Source organism: Edaphobacter aggregans DSM 19364, from assembly GCF_000745965.1.
Taxonomy (GTDB): domain Bacteria; phylum Acidobacteriota; class Terriglobia; order Terriglobales; family Acidobacteriaceae; genus Edaphobacter; species Edaphobacter aggregans.
Map to the genome: position 1 here is coordinate 215,582 of NZ_JQKI01000002.1, position 26,359 is coordinate 241,940.

General features: G+C 54.6%; 14 protein-coding genes. 9 read left to right on the forward strand and 5 right to left on the reverse strand.

The genetic code is table 11. From position 1 onward, the window contains the following. The first annotated feature begins 972 nt into the window (after positions 1-972). Both Q363_RS46055 and Q363_RS03650 read left to right on the forward strand, forming a co-directional pair. A complete protein-coding gene (locus tag Q363_RS46055) occupies positions 973-1,371 on the forward strand; it encodes a LysR substrate-binding domain-containing protein (protein ID WP_084079956.1) in 399 nt (132 codons plus the stop codon). Positions 1,372-1,599: 228 nt separating this feature from the next. Continuing rightward, positions 1,600-2,556 carry an aldose epimerase family protein gene (locus Q363_RS03650; RefSeq protein WP_035348027.1) on the forward strand — a complete coding sequence of 319 codons (957 nt, stop codon included), beginning with the start codon at positions 1,600-1,602 and terminating at the stop codon, positions 2,554-2,556. A 154-nt stretch (positions 2,557-2,710) separates the two neighbouring features. On the opposite strand, the gene Q363_RS03655 is transcribed toward Q363_RS03650, so the two are convergent. The 5 genes from Q363_RS03655 to Q363_RS03665 form a co-directional block, all read right to left on the reverse strand. Beyond that, on the reverse strand, positions 2,711-3,847 hold the full coding sequence (locus Q363_RS03655) for a LacI family DNA-binding transcriptional regulator (RefSeq protein WP_245632015.1): 1,137 nt from the start codon (positions 3,845-3,847) through the stop codon (positions 2,711-2,713). 206 nt (positions 3,848-4,053) lie between these two features. Beyond that, positions 4,054-4,179 (reverse strand): hypothetical protein, encoded by a 126-nt coding sequence (locus tag Q363_RS37775; protein WP_084079934.1) that lies wholly within the window; start codon positions 4,177-4,179, stop codon positions 4,054-4,056. Between the two features lie 75 nt (positions 4,180-4,254). Continuing rightward, a complete protein-coding gene (locus Q363_RS46060) occupies positions 4,255-4,518 on the reverse strand; it encodes a galactokinase family protein (RefSeq protein ID WP_084079936.1) in 264 nt (87 codons plus the stop codon). A 115-nt stretch (positions 4,519-4,633) separates the two neighbouring features. Beyond that, entirely contained in the window at positions 4,634-6,064 is a 1,431-nt protein-coding gene (locus Q363_RS03660; RefSeq protein WP_084079938.1) for a sugar porter family MFS transporter, read from the reverse strand. Continuing rightward, positions 6,049-9,456 (reverse strand): DUF5107 domain-containing protein, encoded by a 3,408-nt coding sequence (locus Q363_RS03665; protein ID WP_051978309.1) that lies wholly within the window; start codon positions 9,454-9,456, stop codon positions 6,049-6,051. Before Q363_RS03665 ends, Q363_RS03660 begins: the two co-directional genes overlap by 16 nt. Positions 9,457-9,821: 365 nt before the next feature. Here Q363_RS03665 and Q363_RS03670 point away from each other — a divergent pair, with 365 nt between their 5' ends. From Q363_RS03670 to Q363_RS03700, 7 genes are all read left to right on the forward strand, one after another. Then, positions 9,822-13,361 carry an outer membrane beta-barrel protein gene (locus Q363_RS03670; RefSeq protein WP_035347942.1) on the forward strand — a complete coding sequence of 1,180 codons (3,540 nt, stop codon included), beginning with the start codon at positions 9,822-9,824 and terminating at the stop codon, positions 13,359-13,361. A 173-nt stretch (positions 13,362-13,534) separates the two neighbouring features. Beyond that, complete coding sequence (locus Q363_RS03675) at positions 13,535-15,529, forward strand: glycoside hydrolase family 97 protein (protein WP_035347943.1); 1,995 nt, start codon at positions 13,535-13,537, stop codon at positions 15,527-15,529. A 107-nt stretch (positions 15,530-15,636) separates the two neighbouring features. Continuing rightward, on the forward strand, positions 15,637-17,832 hold the full coding sequence (locus Q363_RS03680) for an alpha-galactosidase (protein ID WP_051978310.1): 2,196 nt from the start codon (positions 15,637-15,639) through the stop codon (positions 17,830-17,832). 244 nt (positions 17,833-18,076) lie between these two features. Beyond that, positions 18,077-20,419 (forward strand): glycoside hydrolase family 95 protein, encoded by a 2,343-nt coding sequence (locus Q363_RS03685; protein WP_051978337.1) that lies wholly within the window; start codon positions 18,077-18,079, stop codon positions 20,417-20,419. A gap of 228 nt (positions 20,420-20,647) precedes the next feature. Then, complete coding sequence (locus tag Q363_RS03690) at positions 20,648-23,119, forward strand: alpha-galactosidase D (RefSeq protein WP_051978311.1); 2,472 nt, start codon at positions 20,648-20,650, stop codon at positions 23,117-23,119. A gap of 307 nt (positions 23,120-23,426) precedes the next feature. Continuing rightward, complete coding sequence (locus Q363_RS03695; RefSeq protein ID WP_051978312.1) at positions 23,427-24,593, forward strand: alkaline phosphatase family protein; 1,167 nt, start codon at positions 23,427-23,429, stop codon at positions 24,591-24,593. After that, complete coding sequence (locus Q363_RS03700) at positions 24,593-25,813, forward strand: hypothetical protein (RefSeq protein ID WP_051978313.1); 1,221 nt, start codon at positions 24,593-24,595, stop codon at positions 25,811-25,813. The genes Q363_RS03695 and Q363_RS03700 overlap by 1 nt, the downstream gene beginning before the upstream one ends. The last annotated feature ends 546 nt before the right edge of the window (positions 25,814-26,359 follow it).

Sequence of the window (26,359 nt, forward strand, 5' to 3'; positions counted from 1 at the left end):
CACGCCAAGGAAAGACGTTACATCAGGTCCAATCGTTCTCTTCTCGATTGTCAAAGACCCCTGCTTATAGCGATTTCTTTTGTGCTTTATTTTCATGCTGCCTTCCTTTCATGGGGTAGGCGGCATGACCGACGGGAACAGTGGATCCGGCGCTATCCAAGCCGCGATCTCCTGCGAGTTCAGTGATGGCATGATGCCGGAGGTCGTGGAAGCGTAACCCTGCCAGCGGACTCTTGATGCCTTTAGTCGACGCTTTGTACTCTTGATTGGAACATTCATCGGTGGGGCTCTGGAGCCGCTTGCAAGAAGGGCAGAAGATGACGCGGGCGAGATTTCGCCATGACGACGCGCGCCATGGCGTCTGTGGTTCGTAGGGTCTATCCGTGCGGTTTCACAGGCCGGAAAGAGGTAATGGCCGGACTGGAGCGTGCCGAACGCCTGAGCCCGTCGGTACAGAGCGAGAACCACCTCCAGGCGTCCGTATTCCCAGGGATCATGCGTTCCCCGGCATCCGTCTTGCTCTTCCGAACCGTGAGAGTACGTTCAATCAGGTCGATATCACGCCAACGCAACTGCTTTATCTCGCAACCTCGCATTCAACTGTAATTCAGAATCGAACATCTCGGGGCAGCCTTGGCAGTCTGGACCTACTGTGGGCGCCGAGACGAATTCAACTCTTCCATGCTTCACCGCGCCCCAAAGGATTTTGGAGCGCGGGCAGTTATCGCGCCATCAATTACGGATTTGTGAGGATGTCCGTCACTGGCGGGTTCTCGTCGCAACGATCGTCGCGACGACTCAGTCCTGGAGTGCGTGGCTCTCGACGGCACCATTTCGTGAGGAGGACGCAGGGCGGCTTATGCGAAGCTTCCGTATTCGGTAAACCAAAGACGTCCGCTTCATTCCTAGTCGCTCTGCCGCACCATTCCGTCCGCCGACTATCCAATTGCTCGCCTCAAGCGCACGGAGGATATGATCAACGGAGAGGTACCTCCACTCAAACTCGGTTTCTCCCCTTTTGTAAATCCTCTTCTCCTTCAGACACTCCGCGCCGCATACGGTGTGCTCTCTCCTAGATGTGAGATTCAACTTTCCAGTGGTGACACGACACACATTCTGGATCGGCTGAATCAAAGTGGTCTGGATTGCGCCATCCTCCCCATGCCGAAAGATAGAGATCTCTGGAACGTCCTGCAAGTGACGCAGTCTCCACTCGTTCTGTGTATGCGCAGGGATGATCCGCTCACGTCTCAAATAGAGGTGGCCATTCATCAAGCCGCACACGCATTAGGATCTTTCGCGACCCGGAGTTGCATCCGTCTGCACATTCTCGACTGGCTGAGATGTTTACAGAAGTGGGAATCTCTTTAAGGCTTGCAAACTCAGCAGCCACACCAGCAGACATGCGATGAATGGTCAAGGAGACAGGCGGGCTGGCGTTGATTGACCAGCTTGCTCGCAAAAAACGCTAGGAAACCACTGGGATCTCGATTCCAGCCAGAATGAACTCGTTGGTTCCCTTTCGGGGTGTGTGAAAGGAGATGCATTCAAGGTCGCTTGTCTCGATATCCAGCGTGCTTCATACTCGATAGTGTGAGTGTGACCACGTACAAAGGTTTTGCATTGTCCAACGATTGCCTGTCGGTCCAGATTTCGCCCGAGGAGGGTGGTCGAATTAGCTCCTTGCAATCCAAGGTAACTGGGGTAGAATTCCTCACCCAATCCACGAATCGACACATCCGGCTCGAGCCCGGCTATGACGCTCAATTCCAGCACGGAGCTTGTGCCGGGATTGAGGAATGCCTGCCGACGGTCGGGGCATGCGATGACCGAACCGCAGGCGGACCCGTTCCTGACCACGGCGATTTCTGGCAACTCTCCTGGAGAGTGACTGAACAATCCGCGGATCGCATTGTCCTTTCGGCGACAGGATTCAGCCGTCCACTGTTCTTCCAGAAAACGGTCGCCTTACGAGATGTCGGTCTCTCCATCCGCTACCATGTCCAAAATATCGCGGAGACTGACACGTCGTTTCTGTACGCCTGCCACCCCTTGTTTGCAGTTGAGGCAGGCGACCGCATCGCCCTTCCTTCCGAGATCAACACCCTCCAATTGACCTACTCGCGCACAGGATGCCTGGGGCAGACGGGCAACTTCGTTTCTTGGCCTGGCGAAGGGCTTGATACCGTACTGCCGAACAATGCAGAAGAAGCGGACATGTTTTACTCCCGTCAGACAAAGACGGGACGTTGTGGTCTGTATCGCACGCGGAGCAAACAGGGTCTGATCCTCTCCTATTCGTCTGGAGTCCTGCCTTATCTCGGTCTTTGGCTCTGTTATGGAGGATGGCCTGGAGGCCAATCGCCTCAGCAATACGCGGTTGCAATCGAGCCGACAACTGCACCTTGCAATACACTCAAACAAGCACAGGCCGCACGGCTAGCACGTCTGCTGCTGCCAGGCGATCACTTGGACTGGGAGCTAACCTTTCAACCGACTTCCTCTGGAATCTCATGGCAGGAATTTCAAAACCTCATCGAGGGAGAGGCTCGATAGGCTGGCCTTGAGGCAGTCTTCAACATCGCACACACATTCTCAGTCTTAAGCAGCTTGAGAACGCCTACGCCTATCGCTTGCTGGAAAATTCAGAAGTACGATTCGCCGTTGAGCTTGTGAACTGCGGAACTGCGGTTCACAAGCGATGGATGCCCTATGTGAGGGTATCGAATTCAACATCGATCTCTTCATCAGTTCCCGAAACCCGATTGGCAAAGAGCTGGAGGTTGCTCTTCAACACAATGTGGGGTGCCAGACGCACCACCGGGGGTGTCGGCTCGCTCCTCATCAGATAGGCCACGAGATTTTCGAAAGCAAGTTTTCCCTGGGTAAAGGGTCGTTGATAGAGCGTCGCTAAGACTTTGTCCGCCTTAATGAGGGTAATGAGATCCTGAAACAGGTCAGTCGCAATCACTTGCACCTTACCGAGAAGGCCCAGCTCTTCCAATGCCTCAAGCACGGCCATACTGTTGGCGGTACTCAAGTAAAGTCCTTCAGGGCGATCCTTGCGCCGCATCAATGTCACCGCCTGACGGTATGCTTCCTTGGGCTTTTCATGGCCTTCGAGCGTCGGTAAAAGTGTCAGATGTGGCGCCTGTACTGCCAGCGTCGCCGCAAATCCACTCAACTTCTCGGCATGATCCAGTGTAGAAAGCTCACCTGTCAGGATGGCGACATTGGCCTTCCGCGGAAGCTTATGCGCTAACAACTCAGCCGCAATGGCACCGCTAACGTAGGCATGAGTTGAAACGGAACCGACACGCCCCGTGTTGGGAGCATCACTACCAACACACATCATCGCCGTACCGTTGCGCGAGATCTTCCGAATGAGAGGACTGAATCTCTGAATATTCCCCGGGAGAAAGATAATCCCGTCATATTTTCGGGCATAGGCCGCCTCCAGAGAGTCCGTATCCCCGACTCCGATTCGTGGATATTCGTGAAACTCGAGCGAGACCTGTGAGCCGATCACCGCCGCAGCCGCGGCACGAATTCCAGAACGCAAGGGATCGAAGAAGTAGGAGATGTGCCGCGGTAAGACTACCCCAATGGAAACGTGCCGATTCCGCTTTAGGGCTTGGGCGGCAAGATTGGGTTTATACCCTAGTTGCTCGGCCACCTGCAATACACGAGCCTTTGTCTTCTCACTCACTCCCCTTCGGCCGTGGAGCGCACGATCGACCGTCCCAATCGAAATATTCAATGCTTTGGCGATGTTCTTGATCCCAACGCTGTTCGACTCGTCTCTCATGTAGAGCCTTGATCCATCAAATAATTTTCCGCGAGCCATTTTCTCATCCAATTTCGGGTACCGCTATAGCACTGTCTGGAATGACGCTTGTATGCTCGGCTGCATCGTAACCACGGATCAGGCAGTGGACACCGAGCCACTTGAAACGTATTGCCACACGGAGTTCAGGTTTTCCCCACTCATCTCAGATTTGTTGGAAAACGAGCTCAATGATCTGCACATGTCTCACTGATTGCCTCCAACGGCTAGACGTATCGCCTCTGCGGCAAGTTTCGGGGGTATGTCTCTTGTGACCCGAGAGGTTCGAATCCAACCATAAAGTTACGGATCGTCGCAGAACGCAATAACGGGGGAAAGAAATGCGCATGCATCACCCATTCCGGATGACGTTTCCGCGTAGATGCAACTCAAAAGAAGGAACATCGATGCCGAGTTGCCGAAATTCCTCAAAGCACTCCGACTGGATAGTCACTCCACTGCCCGGTTGGTTCCGCAGGATAGCTTGAACGTATCGCCAGGTCATCTCCAAAGAGCTCGGTATATATGAACGACGTATCACCTTCTATCCGCCGAATGCTGGCATGTGTATAGAAAGGGATGGCCATCGGCAAGACCAACCCGCCCGTGTAGTCCGTATGCTCTCCCAGTATGTTGACCCGGGCTGGCTCTACATTCGAACCAACCTGATGATGTCTCCTCAGGCATGACAATGTTCTCCTTTCAGATCTGCCGCTTGGCTACACGTCACGCCTTCGATCGATCGAAAACTACAGTCGAATCCGATATCGTTTTGCGAAAATGAATGATTCAGTCGACCACGGTGTCCTAGCCATCCAAGACACCGGCCTCGATCTGTTCGAGGCTCCGACCTTTAGTTTCGCGAACCGAAGTAGCAACCAGAACACACCCGAGTACGCAGATCACTCCGTAGGCAGCGAATACCCAAGCTGTGCCTAAACGGCGGTTCAGGATGGGAAAGCTGTAGGTCAGTGCGAAAGAAGCCAGCCACAAGGCGCTGACGGAGATCGAGACGCCTTGTGCCCGAACGCGTTGCGGAAAGATCTCCGCAATAAGCACCCAAGTTACGGGTGCCAGCGTCAGTGCATAGCAGGCGATTGCGCTAAGTGTAAGCGTCAGAACGGCGATCCCACCAATTCCGGCTCGATAGGCAAACGCACACAGAAAATGAGACACCGCAATGCCAATACATCCTAGAATCATCAGTTTTCGTCGCCCTACTTTGTCGATCATGAGCATGGCCATCACAGTGAAGATGAGATTGATGGCACCCGTAATGACGATGTTCAGAAAGACGTCATTCGCTTTATACCCGGCATTCCGATAGACCTCGGCCGCGTAATTAAATAGAACGTTAATTCCAGTCCATTGCTGTAACACAGCCAGCGCCATTCCTAATAAAACGACACGTCGCACTGAGGGGCGCGCGAGTTCGCCCCATGAGTGGTTTGTAGCCTTCTGCTCCGTAGTCAACGCACGCTCGATGGCTGCTAATTCCGCCTTCGCATATTTCTTTCCTCCCACCCTTTCAAGCGTAAGTAGAGCGTTCTCACGACGATGGCGTGTGACCAGCCAGCGAGGACTCTCGGGTATCCATAGCGACGCAAATGTAAAGATGGCCGCCGGCACCACCAGCGCGCTGAACATCCAACGCCATCCGTACTGAACGTTCCAGGATTGCAGCAAAACGTCGGACGCGGTATGCTCCGGCACTGGCCGGGCCAACAGCCAGTTCACGATCTGGGCCATCAGAATTCCTACGACGATGGCGAACTGGTTCAGACTGACGAGCCGTCCACGAAGATTCGAAGGACTGAGTTCTGCGATGTAGAGAGGAGACACGTTCGAGCTAAGTCCGATCGCCACGCCACCAACTACCCTCCACATGATGAAACTTGAAAATGTGGAGGCCCAACCTGTCAGCACGGAAGAGATGGCGAACAAAACCGCGGACACTAAGAGCACAGGTTTCCTACCAAGCCGATCGGCCAACGAACCTGCCATCAGGGAACCCACAAGGCAACCAACGAGTGCACAACTATTTGCCCAGCCCACGAGGCTAGCCGAGGTCAGATGAAAGTAGATTTCATAGAACTCTCGCGCGCCCCCGATTACCACCCAGTCGTAGCCGAAGAGCAAGCCGCCCAGTGCGGCGACCAAGGCAATCCCCCACACGTATCCTTTGCGTTCACTCGCAACGGAAGCCTCGTTTGATATCGCGCTTACTGGCCCCTGCACATTCCACCTGCGATCAGTCTGCGCATATCGATTGCGCCCGTGTGGCTGTGGTCCATCATCTCGACCTGGCGAAGCAATTGGGTGGATCGCTCACCTTGTCCGAGCCCCAGCGCCGCCTGCGCCTCCAAGAAGCGTGCTGTAATCGTTTGGCGTTCTTTAAGGTCTACTTCAAAGAGAAGCATTGCCGGCAACGATGTCGCAAAGTAGTCGATCTTTGGTGTCTGACGATCCAACTGGAACGCATACGACTCAATCTGATGGAACAGATCGATTGCTTCTTGTTCCCGACCCAGTTTACGCAGAGCCAGGGCGCTCCAGTAGGTCATCTCAGAGACGGGTTGCACCTGCATCTGCTGGAAATCTCCCTTACGGCTCGCCGCCCCTAACCAATGACGCTTGGCGTCTTGCGGCCGATGGATTGCCGTATAGGCAACGGCATACCAGTAATCGACCATGCTGAGATTCATCAACAGATGTTTCGCCTCGCTGAGGTTGCATGGTGGCGAACTGGCGGCATGCAGGAATTCCAAAGCATTCTCAGGGTGAGTCGGGAGCACCCTTCGTGCCAGGAGAACATTCGCACGGACATATTCGGAAAGCACCAGTCCTTCGCCGCCTTCCCAGGGTTGAAATTGTCTCTTACAGAGAATGAGAAGAGCGTCTTCGGGCCGATCGAGGCTGTTCAGCAAAGAAGCGAACTCCACCGAAAGATCATCACGACTGTCAACGAGAGGACGATTATCTGCAAGTAGCGCCAGACGCTCTTCCAGAGCGAATCCTGTTCGCTTGCGAAGCTGATCCTGCTCGTATAAAAGCCGGGCATCCGTCGGAGCACAGGTGCGGGCACGTTCAAAAGCGTTGAGCGCCTTCTGCCTATCGGACAAGATGTTGAAATAAGCGATGCCAAGGTTACGCCATGCAATCGAGAAACCCGGTTCTGCGGCAACGCTCTGCTCCCACCGCACAATGGCTTCGCTATGTCGACGACGATCATACAGAAGATTGCCGAGAGCGTAGGCTGCACGAGCATCTCGAGCATTGATTTCCAAAGCCTTCTCAAGTACACGTAATTCTTCCAAGCGGTCGGGGAAGATGTAATCGGAGTTCTCCTGAGAAGCCTGGCAATACGTCTCTTTGCTCTCGCTTCCTCTCCCCATCTGTCGCAACACATCGGCACGCGCGTACATCACCATGGTGGACGGAACATCGCTGGGAGCATCAAAGACGCTGAGCGCTTCTTCGAGAAGGCCAGAGCGTATGAGATCGAAGCCTAGATCAAGCTGCATCTGATGATTCGCTGGCACTTCGTGACCCATCAGAAAGCGGCTGAACAGATCCAGAGGATCGAGCGCTCGGTTTTGTCGGAGTAGACGCTGAGCTTCCTCTTTCCGTCCAAGTCGCTCCAACACAACTGCTTTCAGGTTCCGCGCCGAGAGATTGTCGGCGCCGGCAATGAGCGAACGATCCAGATGATCGAGAGCCTTCAGCCATTCGCCGCGGACACAGTCCATCTCCGCGAGACGATGATATCCAGGCCCACGCCAGGCTGCGTTCCACGTGCTCTTGTAGAAAGCATCGTATGCCTCAGCGAATCGCTCCTGGTAGTGTAGTGTAAGTCCAAGATTATAGTACGGCTCGCCATCGTACGGATTCGGGTTTCTCCTGGTCAGGCGTGCAATCGCGGTACGCAAATAGTGTTCCGCCTGCTCGAACTCACCACGCCGCAGGTGCCAGCGACCCAACATGTGATTGCAGCGGCTGTCGTCGGAATCACGAGACAAGGCCTCTTGCCAATAGCCTTCCGGGCTACGAGTGGGGTGGCGATATTGTTCGAGATGGACACCGATGAGGAATAGTTCGTCCATGCTATCGACGTCTTTCGGTAACGGAGGCTCGGTCGCAACATTCGGCGCTATAACCGGGACAATCTCGTCCGGAACATACCGAAGCAACGTTGCGTCGTCGGATTGCACGATCACTTCCAGACCATCCGACGCGCCATCGTACGTGAATCGTTCCGACCATGTCGTTTCAGGCATGAGATCGCCCATCCTGCGACCGATCTCGCTTCCCGCTGCCCGAACGATGACGGTGCTCTGCCGTCTGGCTGCCGTCACCTGAACATGCACGGTGATTTGGCCGGCTCCTACCTCGACACGGAGAGCCCCATCTACGCTCGCCAGATTCGGAACGCCGATATTGCCGATGGGATACCAGAACTGGCTAAATGTTTTCGTCTCTCCCGGCGCAAGATACGAGAAATCCGGTTGATTGTCCGTGTACACGCCGGACATAAGTTCGACGTAGGGACCATCCTTGTCGGTCAAACTGCGGTCCCAGGCGTAACCGAACTCGTGATTTCCCCAGGTCCATTGTTTCTTTCCCGGAGCCACATGGTGGTCGGCAACAGCGACGGTTCCAGCCTTATGCTTGTGATCGTAACCGCCAAAGAAATCACCTTTCGAACCCACAATCATGTAGCTGGTTGGTACCGGAATGTTGGCATACCATCCGAGGTCGTTCGGCGGATAGGAACCGTCAGGCACGAAGCAAGGCGGCATCTCATCTGCGGGAATACCTTCGACCGAGCGACGCTTATAGTCAACACCGTAATAGATCCCCTGACTCAGGGGATATTCCGTAATTGCCCGCTTCGCATGATCTGCGACGTATCGGACGTCGCCAGGAAAAAAGGACTGATATTGTTCGTGCACACGCGTAGCGACATTTGCCCACCAGAGAAAGGTCTGCGTGTCCTGTGTCCGGTTATATAGCCGGACCCGGACCTCCACCACTGTGGATCCAGGCCGCAGGCAAACACCGTGCATGCCCTTTAGGTGGGACATGGGATCGTGATCGGAACACCACACCGTTACACTTCCGTCGGGTGCTCGCTCGATACTGGCCTCTACAGGCATAAAAGTTGCGGGCCGATGGTGCTGTGGCCAGTTGAATTCGACTCCTCCAGAAATCCACGGGCCGGCGAGGCCTACAAGGGCTGGCTTGATGACGTTCTGACGGTAGAAGAAGTCGTATCCCGTCCTTTTGTCTATCCCAACATGGATCCGTCCGCCAATCTCCGGCATTACCATCAGCCGCAGATACTCATTTTCGAGATGAATGGCCTCCCACTGTCTTGGCTCCGGTTTCGTCGCAATCAGATCGATGACGGGTAGAGGATAGACACGGCCGCTGCTTCCCTGATAGACACGTTTCTCTAGAAACAGTGGGTTCTTGTCAGGCTGGGCTGGCGCATACGTCATCATGGTGACTCGCTGACTCCAGGCCTTCACCGGACCGGTTTCAGACTCAGGAGCTGCGGGAAGGATCAACGGTGACAGCCGATCGTGGACCTCGGGTTTCTGCTCTTGGGTGGTCTCGTCAGGAAGCATGTAGATTAACCTTATGGCGGGGGCAGAAGGTGCCCCACCATGGAAAACATTTTCGTGTACGTTACCGTATCACAGATTCACGATAGTCGCCGACCGGTCCCACCTTTTCGAATTGGGCCCGCGAAATTAGACCAAAGCCCGAACACAGTGAAGCCTCCGTGCGATCGACAGTGCACACGAGTAGATGGCCCCTCCAGATGATTTCTGTTCATTTCGATCCTTGGTTCCTGGAAATCAGTTTGCCACTTGACATACGTTCACGCTCCATATTAGCTTCGCTAGCGCTTCATTTATCCGAGTATTTACGTGAACGAACACGTTTTCCTTGTCATAAAGAAAAATATGTTCAGTAAAGGAAGGCCAGCATGTCCACCTCCACGCCTAGAACGTCGAAACGACTCCAAGCATTCTTCACCACTCTTGCACTTGCCATCACTGGTCTGTTTGTTCTTCCACCAGCACAGGCTCAGATGGATCAGGGAACGATCACCGGAGTGGTTACGGATCAGAGCGGCGCATTGATTCCAAATGCAAAAGTAACACTCACCGCCACAGATACCGGACTCTCCTTTGAACGCCCGACCAATGAGAGCGGGATCTATGTTTTCTCGCCGGTGAAGATCGGAAGATACTCCATCGCGGTTGCTGCAGATGGATTCCAGACATCCAAGCGCGAGAACCTCGTTCTCAACATGCAGGCACGTCTCGGCGTCAACTTTGAACTCAAACCGGGTTCCGTGACCAGCAGCATCACCGTAAATACGGCGATGCCTCTGCTCGATACTCAAACCGGCGCTGTCGGACAGGTTGTCGATTCGAAGACCATCAATGAAACGCCTCTCAACGGCCGGAATTGGGTCTTCATCGCGCAGCTCACGGCCGGGATCGCTCCTCCCCAGGGGCAAACACGAGGTTCCGGTAAGGGCGACTTCGTGGCGAACGGGCAACGCGCAGAACAAAACAACTTCATCCTTGATGGCGTCGATAACAATACCAACCTTGTCGATTTTCTGAATGGATCTACATTCGTGATGCGTCCTCCACCCGACGCTCTTGCCGAATTTAACCTGCTGACCAGCAACTATAGCGCCGAGTTTGGTCACTCCGCCGGCGCCGTACTCAGCGCCAGCATCAAATCGGGAACGAATGCCATCCACGGCAGTCTTTGGGAGTACTACCGCAGCGATAAGATGAATGCGCAAAACTGGAACGCTCTTACCGTTCCTGCATTTCACCAGAATCAATTCGGTGCTACGCTCGGCTTTCCCATTCTCAAGGACAAGCTCTTCTACTTTGGCGATATTGAAGCAAACCGTGTCTCGTTCGGCAGTCCGCAGGTTTTTACAGTTCCGACAGCAAGAATGCGTACCGGCGATTTCACTGAACTACTGGATCCATCCCTGACTGGCTATAATGATCAGATTAATAAAGGAAAAATCAATCTGTACCAACCTGGTTCCCGGGGAACCATACCCCTAGGACAGCCCTGCGGGCGTACACAGAATGTCTTCTGCCCCTCCGACATCAATCCAACAGCCCAGAACATTCTCAACCTGTATCCACTGCCGAACGTCAACAATGGTCGCACCTACAAGAACTACAACACCAACATCGGCAAGCGCGATAACACCATTCAGTGGGACCAGCGTTTGGATTGGAATATCAGCGCCAAAGATCAACTCTTTGGACGCTACAGTTATTTTCACGAAATCGTTAACAACGGCCTCCCCTTTGGACCAGTCCTGGACGGGAGTGGCTACGGCGGCGAGCGCGATACCAACCTGGCGCAGAACGGCATGTTCAGCGAAACCCACGTATTCAGCCCATCGCTGACAAACGAATTCCGTTTTGGCTACAACTGGGGCGTTTTCCGTTTCCTTCAGCCAAATGCAAACAACTCGACCCTCGCGTCGAGTCTTGGCTTGGGCAATGTCCCGGTCAGCCCATTTCAGGGCGGCCTACCCCAAGGCCAGCTGCAGGGCACCGTGGGAGCAGACAACTGGGGATCTTCGGGTACATCCAATGAGTCTCAGAACGTCTATCAGATCCTCGATAACATGACGAAGATCGTCGGCAACCATTCGATGAAGTATGGCGTTGCTATCCAGAACGTTCGCTTCTACTACACCTACGCTGCGGCTCCGCGAGGCCAGTACAGCTTCAATGGCAGCTATACCAGCATCCCGGGCTCCAGCGCGACCAGCGGTACCGCCGACTTCCTGGCCAATCAGATGTCCACTGCCTACATCACGAACGTCCCCGCGGTCCATGACCAACAGTGGTACGACTCGGCTTACTTCCAGGATGACTGGCGTGCGAATTCGAAGCTGACGCTGAACCTTGGCCTTCGCTGGGATTGGTATCAGCCTTATGCAGAATCGCGCGATCAACAGGCCAACTTTATTCTGACTGGCCCCGTGGGGCTCAACAGCAATGGCGTGGGAACCGGAACCGCGGTCTACCAGCTACCGAAGGGTGCACAGCGCTATACGCTCAGCCCGGCGTTTATGTCGTTGCTCGCGGCCAATCGCGTCGATGTGCAATACGTCGATAACGCGCGCCTGCTAGAATCGCAGAAGGTCAACTTTGCACCGCGTTTCGGTTTTGCCTATCAGATCAATTCAAAATCAGTGATTCGGGGCGGCTATGGACTCTTCTACGGAGGTCTTCAGAGCCACGGCAATGGCAATCTTGGCGCAAACTATCCCTTCACGCTGGATGCCTACTATAGCCAACCCACCTGCGACTCTACGAGTTGCAGCCCCCTTCCATACAAGCTGGAGTCGGGTCTTCCCGTTCTGAACGCGAGTTCTGTACCGTCGCAACCCGGTTTTCACTCAACGGATCCACGCATCAAAACCCCATACACTGAAAACTTTAGCCTCTCCTTTCAGTATGCCTTGAGCCCGGACTTCGTCGCCTCCATCGCTTATGTCGGTAACGTCAGCCGCCATCTGTCGACATACTGGGCCCCCAACTCGTCTCTCGCCCTCGCGAGAGCGGGCACCAACACCAACAACCTCAACCCATTCCCTACGCTCGGATGGACCGGGCAGATTCAGTACAGCGGTGTCAGCAACTATAACTCCATTCAGACCAAGATGGAGAAGCGGTTTTCACACGGACTCTCGTTCTTGGCCACGTACACCTTTGCACACGCACTCGACAATTCAAGCTCTGCCGGCGGGCTTTCGAACGGCATTGGCGTGCGTTCGTATTATCTGCTTGGGCTCAACTCGGAGTACACGAACTCGTCCTATGACATTCGTAACCGCTTCACCTTCAATGGCAGCTATCAGCTTCCCTTTGGCCATGGCCGTGACTACCTCAACAATTCGCGTCTCCTGGATCTTGCTGTCGGTGGATGGCAAGTCAGCGGTACTTTCACAGGACAGACGGGTATTCCCCTGGGTGGCATCTCGCCCATACGCTCAACGGCCTCAGGAGGGTCGGCACGTGCTGTGAAGGTTGGCGATCCGTTCCGAGCCGGAGGGACACCACCGGAAGACGGGGCAAGCGCCTGCCCCTCGCGGGTACGAACGAAAGAAAACTGGTATAACCCGTGTGCCTTCGCCAACCCATTGCGTGGAGACGCCATCGATGAGAAAACGCTGATTACCAACCCGACTCAGGTGCTTGCCTATCTTGGTGATAAGCAGAACTTAATCTACGGACCGGGATACTGGCGTGCCGACACATCCCTATTCAAGAACTTCACCACATTCCGGGAGCAGTATCTTCAGTTCCGAGCAGACGCGTTCAATGTCTTCAACCATCCCACGCTAAACAATCCATCCAACACGAGCAATGGAAGCAATGGTGGTCAGATCACGGGGCCCAAGAACCTCCAGGCAAACGCTCCCGACGCTCGCTTCCTTCAACTCTCATTGAAATACGTCTTCTAAAGGTCCGATGCCTTGCTCAGGGCAGAGTGGCTCACACTCTGCCCTTTTTCTTCAACCACCAGACAGGCGAGTGCTTCAGTCGTTCACCCATGCTTCAGCAAGTACAACAGATTGCCAATCGAATCGGGTTCAAATATTGAGCCTGACAACTGTTCTATCGGGAATTCTCCAAGATGCCATCGCGGTTCATTGTCACTCTATCTACTGCTGTCTTCGTAACATTTGGAACGCCTCTTGTCTCACAGGCTCCCCTCTCTGTCACATCTCCTGACGGCCGCCTCACGATGACGTTCGCCGTGAACCATGGGAAGGGAACAGTCAAAGACACAGGTGTGCTAACCTACTCCGTCAGTTTTATGGGAAAGAGCGTCGTCAATGAATCTGCACTCGGTCTCAATCTCGAAGGTGGACCGCCACTCGGGTCTGACGTGCGGATCGAGGACGTCAAGTCATCTTCCGGAGTCGACGACTATCCCTTGCGCAACACCAAGACGAGCAAGGTGCATGACGTCTATAACGCTATCCTTGTCCACACGGTGGAATCCGCAAGGACGAACCGGAAGCTTGATATCGAAGCACGGGCATACAACGATGGCATCGCCTTTCGCTATCTTATCCCCGAACAGAACAATGTTTCCGATCTCAAGCTGAAGGCTGAGGAAACAGAATTTCGGTTCACGGACGATGACACAGCCTGGGTACTCGCTTTACCAAACTACCGCAGCAGCTACGAGAGTGAGTATGTACGTCTCAACCTCTCATCGCTAAGCAATCAGGGCGGCGTCTCCAGCAACTTCTTGATCGGTACTCCCGTATTACTGCACCAGCCTGGTGTGGCATGGCTGTCGCTCATGGAGTCTGATCTGGAAACGAATAGTTCCATGTATCTGACAAATCCATCGGGGAACTGGGCCGGTCACCTGTTGACTGTGAAGCTCTCTCCGCGGTGGGATGACCCAGAGCACGCCGTCATCGGAAGCCTTCCACACCATTCCGCGTGGAGAATACTCGGCATCGCCGATACGCCGGGACGGCTGATCGAATCGAATCTGCTCACCAACCTCAATCCACCGTCGCGCGTTTCGGATACAAGCTGGATCAAAGGTGGAAAGACCAGTTGGAACTGGTGGGTTGACGACGTCAGCAAGACAGGAACGTCTGGCTTCACGACAGATGTGATGAAAGAATACATCGACTTTTCCGCTGCAAACGGATTGCCGTACTTCATGCTGGATGCAGGATGGTCGAAGTCGGGCGACATCACCCAACTGAACGGCAAGGTCGACGTCCCTGAATTGGTCCGGTATGGAGCAACCAAGAAGGTTAAGGTCTGGATCTGGCTTTATTCAACCTCAGTCATGAAACAGATGCGGGAAGCCTTCCCGCTCTATGAAAAATGGGGCGTAGCCGGTCTGAAGATTGATTTCGTCAATCGCGATGACCAGGAAGGAATCCAGTTCTACTACGACGTTGCCAAACTGGCAGCAGCACATCATCTGATGATCGACTTCCATGGTTGCCGAACACCATGGGGCCTGCTTCGTACCTATCCGAATGTGCTGAGCTATGAAGCCGTCCTGGGACTGGAGAACAATAAAGTTGGACGACGGGATAGCCCCGTAGATCGCACAACCTTCGCATCGACACGGCTGCTGGCCGGACCCATGGACTTCACTCCTGGCGCATTTGACAATGCGACGCAAGACAGCTTCGTTGCCCGCAACGAAGCCCCCATGGCGATGGGGACACGAGCGCAACAGCTTGCCCTTTACGTCATCTATGAAACGCCCTTTCCCATGCTCTCGGACAGCCCGCAGCACTATGAAAATCGGCCGGGATTTCAATTCATAAAAGATGTACCGGTTGAGTGGGACGAAACCCGTGTTCTATCAAGCGCTCCCGGTGAAGACACCGTCGTCGCCCGCCGCCACAAAAACGAATGGTATCTCGGCGCTATGACGAACTGGCAACCGAAGACCCTTCGTGTGTCACTCGACTTTCTCGGCAATGGCGTCTACACGGCAGAGATGTATGAAGATGCGGCAGACGCAGCTACACAACCCAAACACCTACGAATCTCTACCAAATCCGTATCGAGCAGAAGCAATTTGTCCTTACAGCTCGCACCGGGCGGTGGAACAGCCATCCGTTTCTCGAAGAAAAGATAGCGATCCAGCATGCCACCCCTGATATCGATGCGTAAGCAAATCTGTGCGCGGTTGCATCATGGCTCATCGCAAACGCGGTATTCGACAAGAAAGCAATGGAGCGCGACATGAAACATCTCACTTGGTTCATTGTCTTCATCACAACGGCCGCTTTGGCATTCCAAGGTTCCGGTGGGACCACAAGAGCTCCACAACGCGTCTTCCGATTGGACGGCGGTGAAGTAACCTATGTGGTCGGGGTCAATGACTCCGGTCAATTGCAGATGATCTATTGGGGTAAACGACTTCCGGCGTCGCAAGAATTCACGACACCTAAATCGGGCCAATCCCTGTCGTCATTCGACATGTCCTCGAACACGACGCCTCAGGAGTTCACCGGCTGGGGTGAAGGACTCTATGTCGAGCCTGATCTCAAGATCACCTTCCCTGACGGTAACCGCGATCTCGTTTTGAAATATGCCTACCATACTACGAGTCGGGATGAATTGGACGTTGTGATGAAAGACATCTCCCGTGAGATCTATGTGAAAGTGCAATACCATATAGACCCTACAACAGGCATTGTGCGTCGATCTGCGGAGGTCTCGAATCGTACGGGCACACCATTCACGATCGAACAAGTTGCAAGTGGAACCTATCATTTGCCCCGCGCCACCAACTATCAACTGCATTACGTGACCGGACGTTGGGCCGGAGAATGGGATCTGCAGCAACAGCCCATTCATGGCGGGAAGACCGTTCTCGAGAGCCGTCGCGGTACAACGGGCTCGCAAAACAATCCTTGGATCATGATCAACCACGCGAGCGATCACGACGAGGACCAGGGAGATGTTTGGTTCGCAGCACTTGGTTGGAGCGGCTCATGGCAAATCGCGATTGTGCAGGATGCCGTTAAGGGAGTACGGGTCACGGCTGGGCCCAATGCTTTCGACTTCTCCTACTACCTAAAGAACGGTGAAACATTCCAGACCCCCTACTTCTATGGAGGCTTTTCCGACCGCGGTGTGGGAGGTGCATCGCGCTTGCTACATCGTTTCGAGGTCGATTCTTTGCTGCCGCATGCCCCCCACCCTAAACTACGTCCGGTCCTGTATAACTCCTGGGAAGCGACAACCTTCAACGTTGACGAGACCGGCCAGATGGCGCTCGCTGAAAAAGCTGCCGACATCGGCGTGGAGCGTTTCGTCATGGATGATGGATGGTTTGGACGACGCAATAGCGATCACGCTGGGCTCGGTGATTGGACTGTCAATCCTACAAAATTCCCTCATGGATTGAAGCCGCTGATCGATAAGGTTCATTCCCTGCATATGGACTTCGGTCTCTGGGTCGAACCGGAGATGGTCAATCCAGACAGCGATCTTTATCGCAAACATCCGGAGTGGGTTCTGAATTTCAAAGGCCGGCCTCGCACCGAAGGCCGCAATCAACTTGTGTTGAACCTGGCCCGGGAAGACGTGCATGACTACGTGCTCCAAGTTCTGGACAAACTGCTAAATGACAACGATATTGCTTTTCTGAAATGGGATTACAACCGCAACTGGTCCGAACCAGGATCGCCTGCGGCGCCCGCCGAGCAGCAAAAGAATGTGTATGTCAACTTCACCCGTAGTTATTACGACATTCTCCAGAAGCTTCGTGAGAAACATCCCAACCTCGAGATCGAAAGCTGCTCCGGTGGCGGCAGTCGCGTCGACCTTGGCGTCATGCACCTCACCGACGAGGTCTGGCCCTCCGATAACACCGATGCTTACGATCGGCTCCTTCTTCAGGAAGGTTTCACCTATGCCTATACTCCAGCCGTCATGATGGCCTGGGTGACCGAATCACCAACGTGGGTGAACCAGCGTTCGCTTTCCCTTGACTATCGCTTTCTCTCGGCGATGCAGGGCTCGCTTGGTGTTGGCGCGAATCTGAACAAATGGACACAAGAGGACTTTGCTGCCGCTAGAAAAATGATCGAAACGTACAAGAGTATCCGAGAGACCGTACAGCGAGGCGATCTCTACCGGTTGATGTCTCCGCGGGAGGGCGAGCAATCGGTGACGGAGAGTGTCTCACGTGACGGCAAACAGGCTGTCACATTTGCGTTTCTCCATTCAAGCTCCCAGCTATATCCGTTCCCTCGCATCTATCTGCGTGGCCTCGATGAGAATGCAACCTATACACTCAGGGTTGCCCATGGGACGATGCGTGACGATACACCACAACAAGCGACGGGAGGCTACTGGATGCACCATGGCATCGATGTCGAATTGAGAGGCGATTTGCAGGCAGCGATGTTCATTCTCGATCGGCAATGAATGGATGAACGCCAGAAGACTCCAGGCATTTCGAGCGTGACCGGTTAGATAACCGTTGTGCTGATGAAAAGGAACGAGCCAGTTTACGGGGCAGTTCAATGCTGGAACTTAAGCGCTTATTTGTACAAGCTCTCGTGAGAACTTTGAAGTGATAAGGGGCTTTACTCGTGATTCAAAAAGTGAAAAGGAAGTCCTAATGTCGACTACAAGACGCGAATTTCTGGAGACCGGGTTTTTTATGGCAATGCTTCCGTCGCGAGTGAAGCAATTGTTGCCTGAAGACACTCGTACATCGAATGAACTGTGGTATTCACGACCAGCGGATCGTTGGCTTGAAGCACTTCCTATTGGGAACGGACGGCTCGGTGGAATGGTCTTTGGAGGAGTTGACCAAGAGCGCATTGCGCTCTCAGAGTCCACTGCCTGGTCGGGTTCGTTCAGTTCGAACGATATCAATCCTGGGGCTCTTGAACATCTCTCGACGATTCGAAAGCTGCTATTTGACGGCAGATATGTTGAGGCGCGAGAACTTTGCCAGAAATATCTGTTGGTTAAGGCTTCTTCCTTTGGCACGAATCTACCGCTTCCAGAACTGCAGTTGAACTTCGAAGGCAAGAAAACCTATAACGGTTACAGGCGTTCTCTCAACTTAGATGAGGCTGTTGCGCGGGTAACGTTTGATCAAGCGGGAGTGAGATTTCAGCGCGAGATTCTTGCGTCGCATCCAGACTCCTTGATTGCCATTCGATTGGCGGCGAATCAATCTGGAAAGATCAACTTTCAACTCGGGTTTGGAAGATCCATCTTGCCTGTGGAGGTCCTTCCCGAAGGGAAGGATGTTCTCATCATGCGCGGCCATGCCTACGAGCGAATGCATAGCAATGGTCACGATGGGGTTGCCTTTCAGATCCGAGCGAAGGTTCTCCTTGATGGTGGAAACATCGCCGCGCTAGATCGAAGCCTGCAAATCGCGGACGCCAATGCGGCCACCATTCTGGTCACAATCGTTACCAGTTTTATGGGAGGTGATCCCGGCGCAGGATGCGACCGGATTGTGACTCAGGCATCGAAACGGAGCTATGAAGAGCTGAAAAGAACTCACCTTGCTGATCATCAACGACTCTTCCGACGGATGTCCTTAAACCTAGGATCGAGTGGCAAAGAGGTGGTGTCACAGCCTACCGATGTGCGCAGGAAGGCACTTGAAAATGGAGCCACGGATCCTGAGCTCGTAGCCCTTTTCTTTCAATATGGGCGCTACCTCACGATCGCAGGCTCACGGGCCGATTCACCGCTACCCTTGGCTTTACAGGGTATATGGAACGATGGCCTAGCGAGTTCCATGGGATGGACAAACGATTTTCACCTGGATATGAACACACAGCAAAATTACTGGGCAGCCGAGGTGTGCAATCTCTCCGAGTGTCAGACACCGCTCTGGGGGCTCATTGAGGGTTTGCGTCAATCGGGCCGCCGCACGGCACAAGAGATGTACGGCGCTCCCGGCTGGGTCTGCCATACGGTCACAAATGCATGGCAATATACCGCTCCCGGTGGAGGTTTAGGGTGGGGCTTGTTTGTAACCGGAGGCATATGGATTGCACTCCAGATGTGGGAGCACTATGTCTTCACGGGAGACATCGAGTTTCTGAGAGTGCAAGCGTACCCCGTGTTCCGCGAGGCGGCCGAGTTCTTTCTCGCGTACATGGTTCCCGAGCCGAAACATGGATGGCTTGTGACGGGTCCCTCGGATTCACCGGAAAACTGGTACCTCGCGCCCGATGGTCAACCCTGTGCCGAGTCGATGGGAAATACCTGCGATCGCGTCCTCGTGGACGCCTTGTTCAGCAAATGTATTGAATCGGCGTTGGTTCTTGGCGTTGATGATGAGTTGCGTCGACGGCTCGAAGAGGCGCGCTCCAAGCTGCCTCCTTTCCAGATTGGGAAACACGGGCAACTGCAGGAGTGGCTCGAAGACTTTGAGGATGCGGACCCGAATCATCGTCATACAAGTCACCTGGTCGGTCTCTATCCCGAGAACCAGATCTCGCCGCGGACCACGCCGGCATTGGCGCGTGCCGCAGAAATCACCATTCAGCGCAGGATGGCTACGCCGAATTGGGAACAAAGCGAATGGGGGAGAGCCAATTTGGTTCTGTACCATGCGCGGCTGCTCCAAGGGGATCTTGCCTACAAGTATCTTGTTGGGTTGCTGGCAAAGGCAGCAGATGACAATCTACTGACCTTTTCTAGCGGTGGTGTTGCAGGAGCAGAGCAAGACATCTTCGCGGTGGACGGAAATACGGCCGGGACCGCCGGCATCGCGGAGATGCTCCTCCAGTCTCAAGGAGGAGAGCTGCACCTTCTGCCTGCGCTTCCGGCCACATGGCCGAGTGGCTCGATCGATGGCATATGTGCTCGCGGAGGGTATCAGGTGGATATGGAATGGCGTAATGGCTCTCTCCTGTCGGCGGTCATTCGCAGTCAACGATCCGGCAGAATTCCGATTCGCTATGGAGATCGGGTTCTCAATCTGCCGGTGGAGGCGGGACGAGTGGTCAAACTGCGGCGGGAGAGCTTTCGTTAAATCACGGTACCGTACACGTGCCCTATAGTTGTTAGAAAATCCTAGCAATATTGCTTGACAAAACGTGTTCGTACACGTTTTCATGTTAGCCGGAATCGATGGCCTGAAATCTCTGGCACTTCGAGCCATCGGAAGTCTCTCTGCTCCTCCTGTTGAAACGAGACTGCGAACGAGGTTCTCCCTGTCTACTCGGCTGTAAATCCTATTGCTATCAGAGGACGTGATCGTATGAGACCAAGTTATCTCTCCCTTCTCACCGTGATTACAGGGGTTGTCGCTTTCTTGCCCTGCGCGAGCGCACAAGTCAATAACTCCGGCCAGAAACCCTATCTCGGCTGGAGCAGCTTCAGCCAGCAAACCATCGACGGCAGCTTCCTGACACAAGCGAACATGATCGTGCAGTCGGACGCCCTCAAAGCCTCGGGCCTGCAGGAACACGGCTTCGTCTATATCAATCTCGATTCTGGTTGGCAGGGCAGCTTCGACCAAAATGGGAGGCCCATTCCGAATAGCACAACCTTCCCTGACATCAAGGCGCTGGTGGACCATATTCACGCCAATGGTCAAAAGGCAGGTATCTACTGGATCCCCGGCATCCAGCAGCCCGCTGTCGACGGCAAATATCCCATCCTCGGCACGCCGTATCACACGCAGGATATCGTCGTGACGCCGCTTGCGAAGGGCAATGCCTTTGCCGGCAATCCGCCGAATCCTTACCACGACAAGATCGACTTCACGAAGCCAGGAGCGCAGGAGTACATTGACTCGGTGGTCGCGCTCTTCTCGTCGTGGGGTTTCGATTTCATCAAGCTCGATGGTGTTTCGCCGGGCTCATACTCGAACGATCTCTCCATCGATAACCGAGGTGATGTTGAGGCATGGTCGAAGGCCATTGCCAAAACGGGACGTCCCATCTGGCTTACCGTCTCCTGGCAGCTGTCCCAGGACTACGCCTCCGTCTGGCAACAGTGGTCGAACGCCCGCCGCATCGACGACGATGTCGAGTGCGAAGGCCGCTGTGCCACCCTGACCAACTGGCCGCGTATCGTGCTACGCGAGTACAACGATGTGGGCTGGCAGCATGAAACAGGCACCACCCTCGGATGGAACGACATGGACACGCTCGATGTCGGCGATGGCCCGCTCGACGGCCTTTCTGACGAGGAGAAGCAGACTGCGATTACCATTTGGGCCATGGCGAACTCCCCGATATATCTCGGTGGAGACCTCACCAAACTCGACGCTTTCGCCAACTCGGCCCTCACGAACGACGAACTCATCGCGGTCGATCAGTCCGGCCGCCCCGCCGTGCAGGTGACTGGCGGCCCCCAGCCCGTGTGGATGTCGAAGCAAGCGGACGGCAGCATCTATGTTGCTCTCTACAACCTGAATGGTCTACCCAGCAAAGTCACTGTTCGTTGGAGCGATCTCGGTTTCCGCCACGCCGTGGCCGTGCGCGATGTGTGGAACCGCATCAACCTCGGCCCGTCGCCCGTTGCCTATACCACGACCATCCTTGGCCACGGTTCACGCCTGTTGAAGATCACCCCCTTCGGCTCGGTTAAGGCACCCGCTGGCCAGGTCTATGAAGCAGAGTCCGCAACGCTCAGCGGCACCACGTATGTCTCCCCGTGCTCCGCCTGCTCCGGTGGAGCGAAGTTGAGCTATCTTGGGGCGTCGCCCACCACCAACAACGCGACCTTCAATGTCTACGTGCAGAACGCTGGAACCTACCGCATGGAAGTTGACGCGATGACACAGGGACCGCGCGCTTTGGTGTACGTCGTGAACGGAAACCGCCCGGCGACGCTTAACATGGGAGGAGGCAGCTTCAACCTTCCACAAGCCAGCACCGTGCCGGTTACCCTCATCGCGGGTAATAACACAATCACCTTCGGCAATCCTGGAACCTACGCGGCGGATCTCGACCGCATCGTCATCTCCCGTGACGGAAGCGCGGTCGCTCCGGATTTCACGACCTACGAAGCGGAAGCAGCACGACTCAGTGGCACAGCCAGCGTCGGCGGCTGCAGCTTCTGCTCGGGCGGAGCTTACGTGGGAAACTACGGCGCCGGCAGCCAGAACGCCGTTACCTTTCCCAACGTCACGGTCGCAGAGGCCGGCATGTATCAACTCGAGATCGACTACACTACCAGCGGTCCGCGAACGTTCTATATTTCCGTCAACGATGGCCCAGCTACCGCCCTTGAAGTGAATGGCAGCACCTTCGATTCGCCGGTGCCTGTCCTGCTTCCTGTACAGTTGAATGCCGGAGCGAACAAGATCGTTATCGCCAATCCCAACGCCGGGGGCTATGCGCCTGGGCTGGACAGCATCACCGTCGGACCGATCGTTGGCTCTTCCAATCTGATGGCGGCTATTACCCGTAAGACTGGCGCCGATCTACTCCGCATCTGGCAGCTTTCTTTCACCAATGCAGGGAACGCAGTTGCACAGCGCAGCCGCCTGAACAGTTTCACCCTGGTTCCGACAACGGAGGGGACCGGCTGCCAAGCGAAGCCGGTTCTTCCCACACCGCTCCCCCTCGGCACGATTCCCAGTGGGGCCACCGGCAGCATCGATCTGCCCCTGGCCTTCTCACCGCTCTGTCGCGATGACGAGACCTATCGCGTCCAGGCGATCTTCTCCGCCAACTACGGAGCGGATGTTGGTAGCCTCATGTCCACTGAAACCCACTAATCCAACCGGGAGTTCCCCCGGCTTTGCCGGGGAGGCAGTAGAAGTTTGACAGTTTCGGGAGTATGCACGGTTTGATGCGGGCCGCCGGAGGGCAGGGAAGCGCGGTGTCTGAACTTTGAAGTGTCGAAGAGATAGTGGACGGGGCATGGTTTTGGCTTTTCACGATTGCGATCAGGCCCCTTTGAGGGGCCAGCAATCGTAAAGCCTCCGGCTTTGCCGGAGGATACTTACTCCAAAGGCTAGAGGGGCCGCCTTATTGCTAAACTGTCTGTCCGATGGAATTGGCGCGAGACAGGAGGCACAGTTTTTGAACCGAGTTGCATTAGCTCGCTATGATCCAGCCGTCTCCAACGTACAAGCGCTCAATCGACGGCGCTTTCTTCAGTCGGTGGCTAAGACAGGCGCGGCTTCAGCACTGATGAGCTTCTCTCCTCTTCGGGCAGCGACTACCACGCAGCATGTCGAAAAAGTCATTGTTGTCACGTTTGGCGGAGGCGCACGTGACGAAGAGACCTTTGCTCCGGAAGGGCAGCAATATATTCCCCATCTCGTGGGCGAGTTGATTCCTCAAGCAACATTCTTTACCCAAGTCGTGAATCGAGGCATTCTTGGCCACTACGTCGCTACCGCCAGCCTAGCCACCGGCTGCTACGAGACCTTCAACAACTTCGCTCCCGTGTCGCCGGCAAATCCCACCATCTTCGAATACTACCGCCGCGATAGACATCGTAGAGCCTCCGACGCGTGGGTCATTGCCCCAAGCAACGGCTTCAACCACATCGGAGAGAGTGGACACCGAATTTACGGCAAAGGCTTGGGAGCCACGGTTGTCCTACCGAAGCAGCTTTTGGAAGTGGCGAATGGCAACCGCGGAGCCGACTACGAACATTTACTACGCGACAACTATGAATCGATCGTTCAACTCCCGTCTGACGGCGAGCATGTGATTTCCGTGCATGATCTGGCAGAACTGATGCAGCTCTCGATGACCGACTTTCTTGCGCATGCTCGGATGATTGCAAGTCCAGATGAGCTCTCGCTCTATATTGCCCAGCACCTCATGCAAAAGATTGCGCCCAGTTTCATGTGGATCACGCTCCACGATATTGATATCGCACATTCCGGCGCCTTCTCGCTCTATACGAACGCGATCCAGCGTTCAGATCGTATCTGTGCTGACCTCTGGCAATCTATCCAGAACAATCCAGAATATAAAGGGAAAACAGCTCTATTTATCCTGCCTGACTTTGGCCGGGATGGTGACACAGATGCCGGTGGCAACGGTTTTCAGCACCACCGCACCGGCGATGCTCTCTCACGCACGACCTGGATCATAGCTCTGGGGCCAGGGATTCGAGAAAATATAACCGCAGATCGCCCTGTCGAATCGATCGATCTCGTACCGACACTCGCAGCCCTTCTGCAATGCAATGCACGTTTTGCCCAGGGACACCTCCTGCACGAGGTCCTCTGATGATCGCGTCAGCTAAAGGGCCGGACTTCTCCGGATATCCACCACAAGCTCGGCAACTCGCCGCGGAACATCTAACGCTATTACAGTCGCTGCCGATTTCTTTTGCCGCTCTACTAGCACAGGAAATCAGTTCATACGACTGGAAGTTCCCTGTGGAGCAGGCGGATCTGCAGGCACAACTAAAGTGGTTGCAACCACCGAGACAGGAGCGCTTACAACAGATTCTGGATAGCTTTGCTCGACTTATGCTTTCGCCTGAATTGCAGCGTTATCCTTGGCTGTCTCAGCCAAAGCCATTCGTTGAGAAACTGACAGCATATCTATGGACCTCGGGTTCGATCGACGCTTTTCGAACTGCCGCAACAAAATACGGTCAATTCGTCGAGGACCTTCGGACCGTATCGGTTTCTCCGTCTGAGAAGCGACTCTGCATCGTCGTTGTGGGGCGCGATGCCCAATCAGAAAAGGTAAAGCTATTCAGTAAATTGAGGCCGTACGGTACTTACTTCACCAATATTGATCCAACCAATGGGCTGGAGCACTGCTTCGCAGTCGCTCATTCGCGGGCTATGGCAAATCGTGTGCCGTATGGTCACTGGTATGTGGATGGAGGAGCTGCCGAAAGAGAAGACCCCGCGGAGGGCGTCATGACAACGCTCTCCTATGCCTCCCTTACACCTCTTCGGGAAGCCCTACTTGACAAGATGCATACCGCCCGCGTCTCAGGTGCAAGCGGACCAGAAGAGTTGCGCAGTATCTTGGCTCTGTTAGAGCCATCCCATCTTGCTCAATCGGCCCGTGGACAGAATACGCTCCTACAGCATTTTCAGATGAGTCTTCTCACAGAGGGTTCAGGAACCCAGCTATTCAGCACGACGTTCGTACAGTGGTCAGCTCGAGAGATCCTCCGACGTGCCCAGCCTCAGACACTGTTGCTGCGTTATCAGCCGAGGCAGGTCGAGCGCCCCATGGATGATCTCGTGCGAGCAGGCGGTGCAATGCAAAATCTGGACCCTGCAGGATCTTTGATTGACGCCGATATGGGGGCGTACTACACCTGGTTGAATCTGACCCGCTTGCCCGGTGCCGAGAGTTCCAGGTTTGTCGCATGGTTTGAAAACCAGCGTGCAGCCATGGTCATTGCCCCAGGAATGGCGCGAAACACTGTATCTGCACAACAATGTACGTTAGACCAGGTCTTCCGTTGGATACTTAGCTAATCGAGCACGGTTTTCACCTTCAGTTCGCACAGTATGCTCGTTTGCCGTTCACGCTGTGGAACAATATGGGAACGCTATGCGGAGTTCTCGTTGTTTAGTACGAGATACGCCACCTTAGCTCCTGCATCACGTTTTTCATCCCCTACAGTCTGTGCGTATGTTGCCAGCGTCATCTCCGCAGTGAAGTGACGCATTAGTTCCATACTGACTCGGCAGGCTGGCTCCACAAGAGCAGCAAGGAGCATGGCTGCTACGCAAGTATGTCACCCCACCTTTGCTTTGTCGATCTCTGCCGATTTGATGGCTGGGACGGCATCCCTTCGGCAGAGAGTTTCAGGCCAGAGCGGATTACCCAATCATCGGGCTTAGCGAAGGATGATTTCTTTTGCCATGCCTCTAGTGCTTCGATGACTTGAGGCGGCAAGGGTAGCGGACGGCGTGAGGACTCTGTATTTGGTGGTCCTTCTACCAGACGGCGACTGTCTGACTCAGAGGTTTAAACGCGCAACAGTAACTCCTCACTAGTACAAACTTCGGGCAAGCCAA

Bases quoted from the DNA above. Each gene is read 5' to 3' on its own strand.
- Q363_RS37775 (WP_084079934.1), bottom strand. From the start codon at position 4,179: ATGCATGCGCATTTCTTTCCCCCGTTATTGCGTTCTGCGACGATCCGT.
- Q363_RS03675 (WP_035347943.1), top strand. From the start codon at position 13,535: ATGCCATCGCGGTTCATTGTCACTCTATCTACTGCTGTCTTCGTAACA.
- Q363_RS03685 (WP_051978337.1), top strand. From the start codon at position 18,077: ATGCTTCCGTCGCGAGTGAAGCAATTGTTGCCTGAAGACACTCGTACA.
- Q363_RS03680 (WP_051978310.1), top strand. From the start codon at position 15,637: ATGAAACATCTCACTTGGTTCATTGTCTTCATCACAACGGCCGCTTTG.
- Q363_RS03670 (WP_035347942.1), top strand. From the start codon at position 9,822: ATGTCCACCTCCACGCCTAGAACGTCGAAACGACTCCAAGCATTCTTC.
- Q363_RS03690 (WP_051978311.1), top strand. From the start codon at position 20,648: ATGAGACCAAGTTATCTCTCCCTTCTCACCGTGATTACAGGGGTTGTC.
- Q363_RS03655 (WP_245632015.1), bottom strand. From the start codon at position 3,847: ATGGCTCGCGGAAAATTATTTGATGGATCAAGGCTCTACATGAGAGAC.
- Q363_RS46055 (WP_084079956.1), top strand. From the start codon at position 973: ATGATCAACGGAGAGGTACCTCCACTCAAACTCGGTTTCTCCCCTTTT.
- Q363_RS03700 (WP_051978313.1), top strand. From the start codon at position 24,593: ATGATCGCGTCAGCTAAAGGGCCGGACTTCTCCGGATATCCACCACAA.
- Q363_RS03665 (WP_051978309.1), bottom strand. From the start codon at position 9,456: ATGCTTCCTGACGAGACCACCCAAGAGCAGAAACCCGAGGTCCACGAT.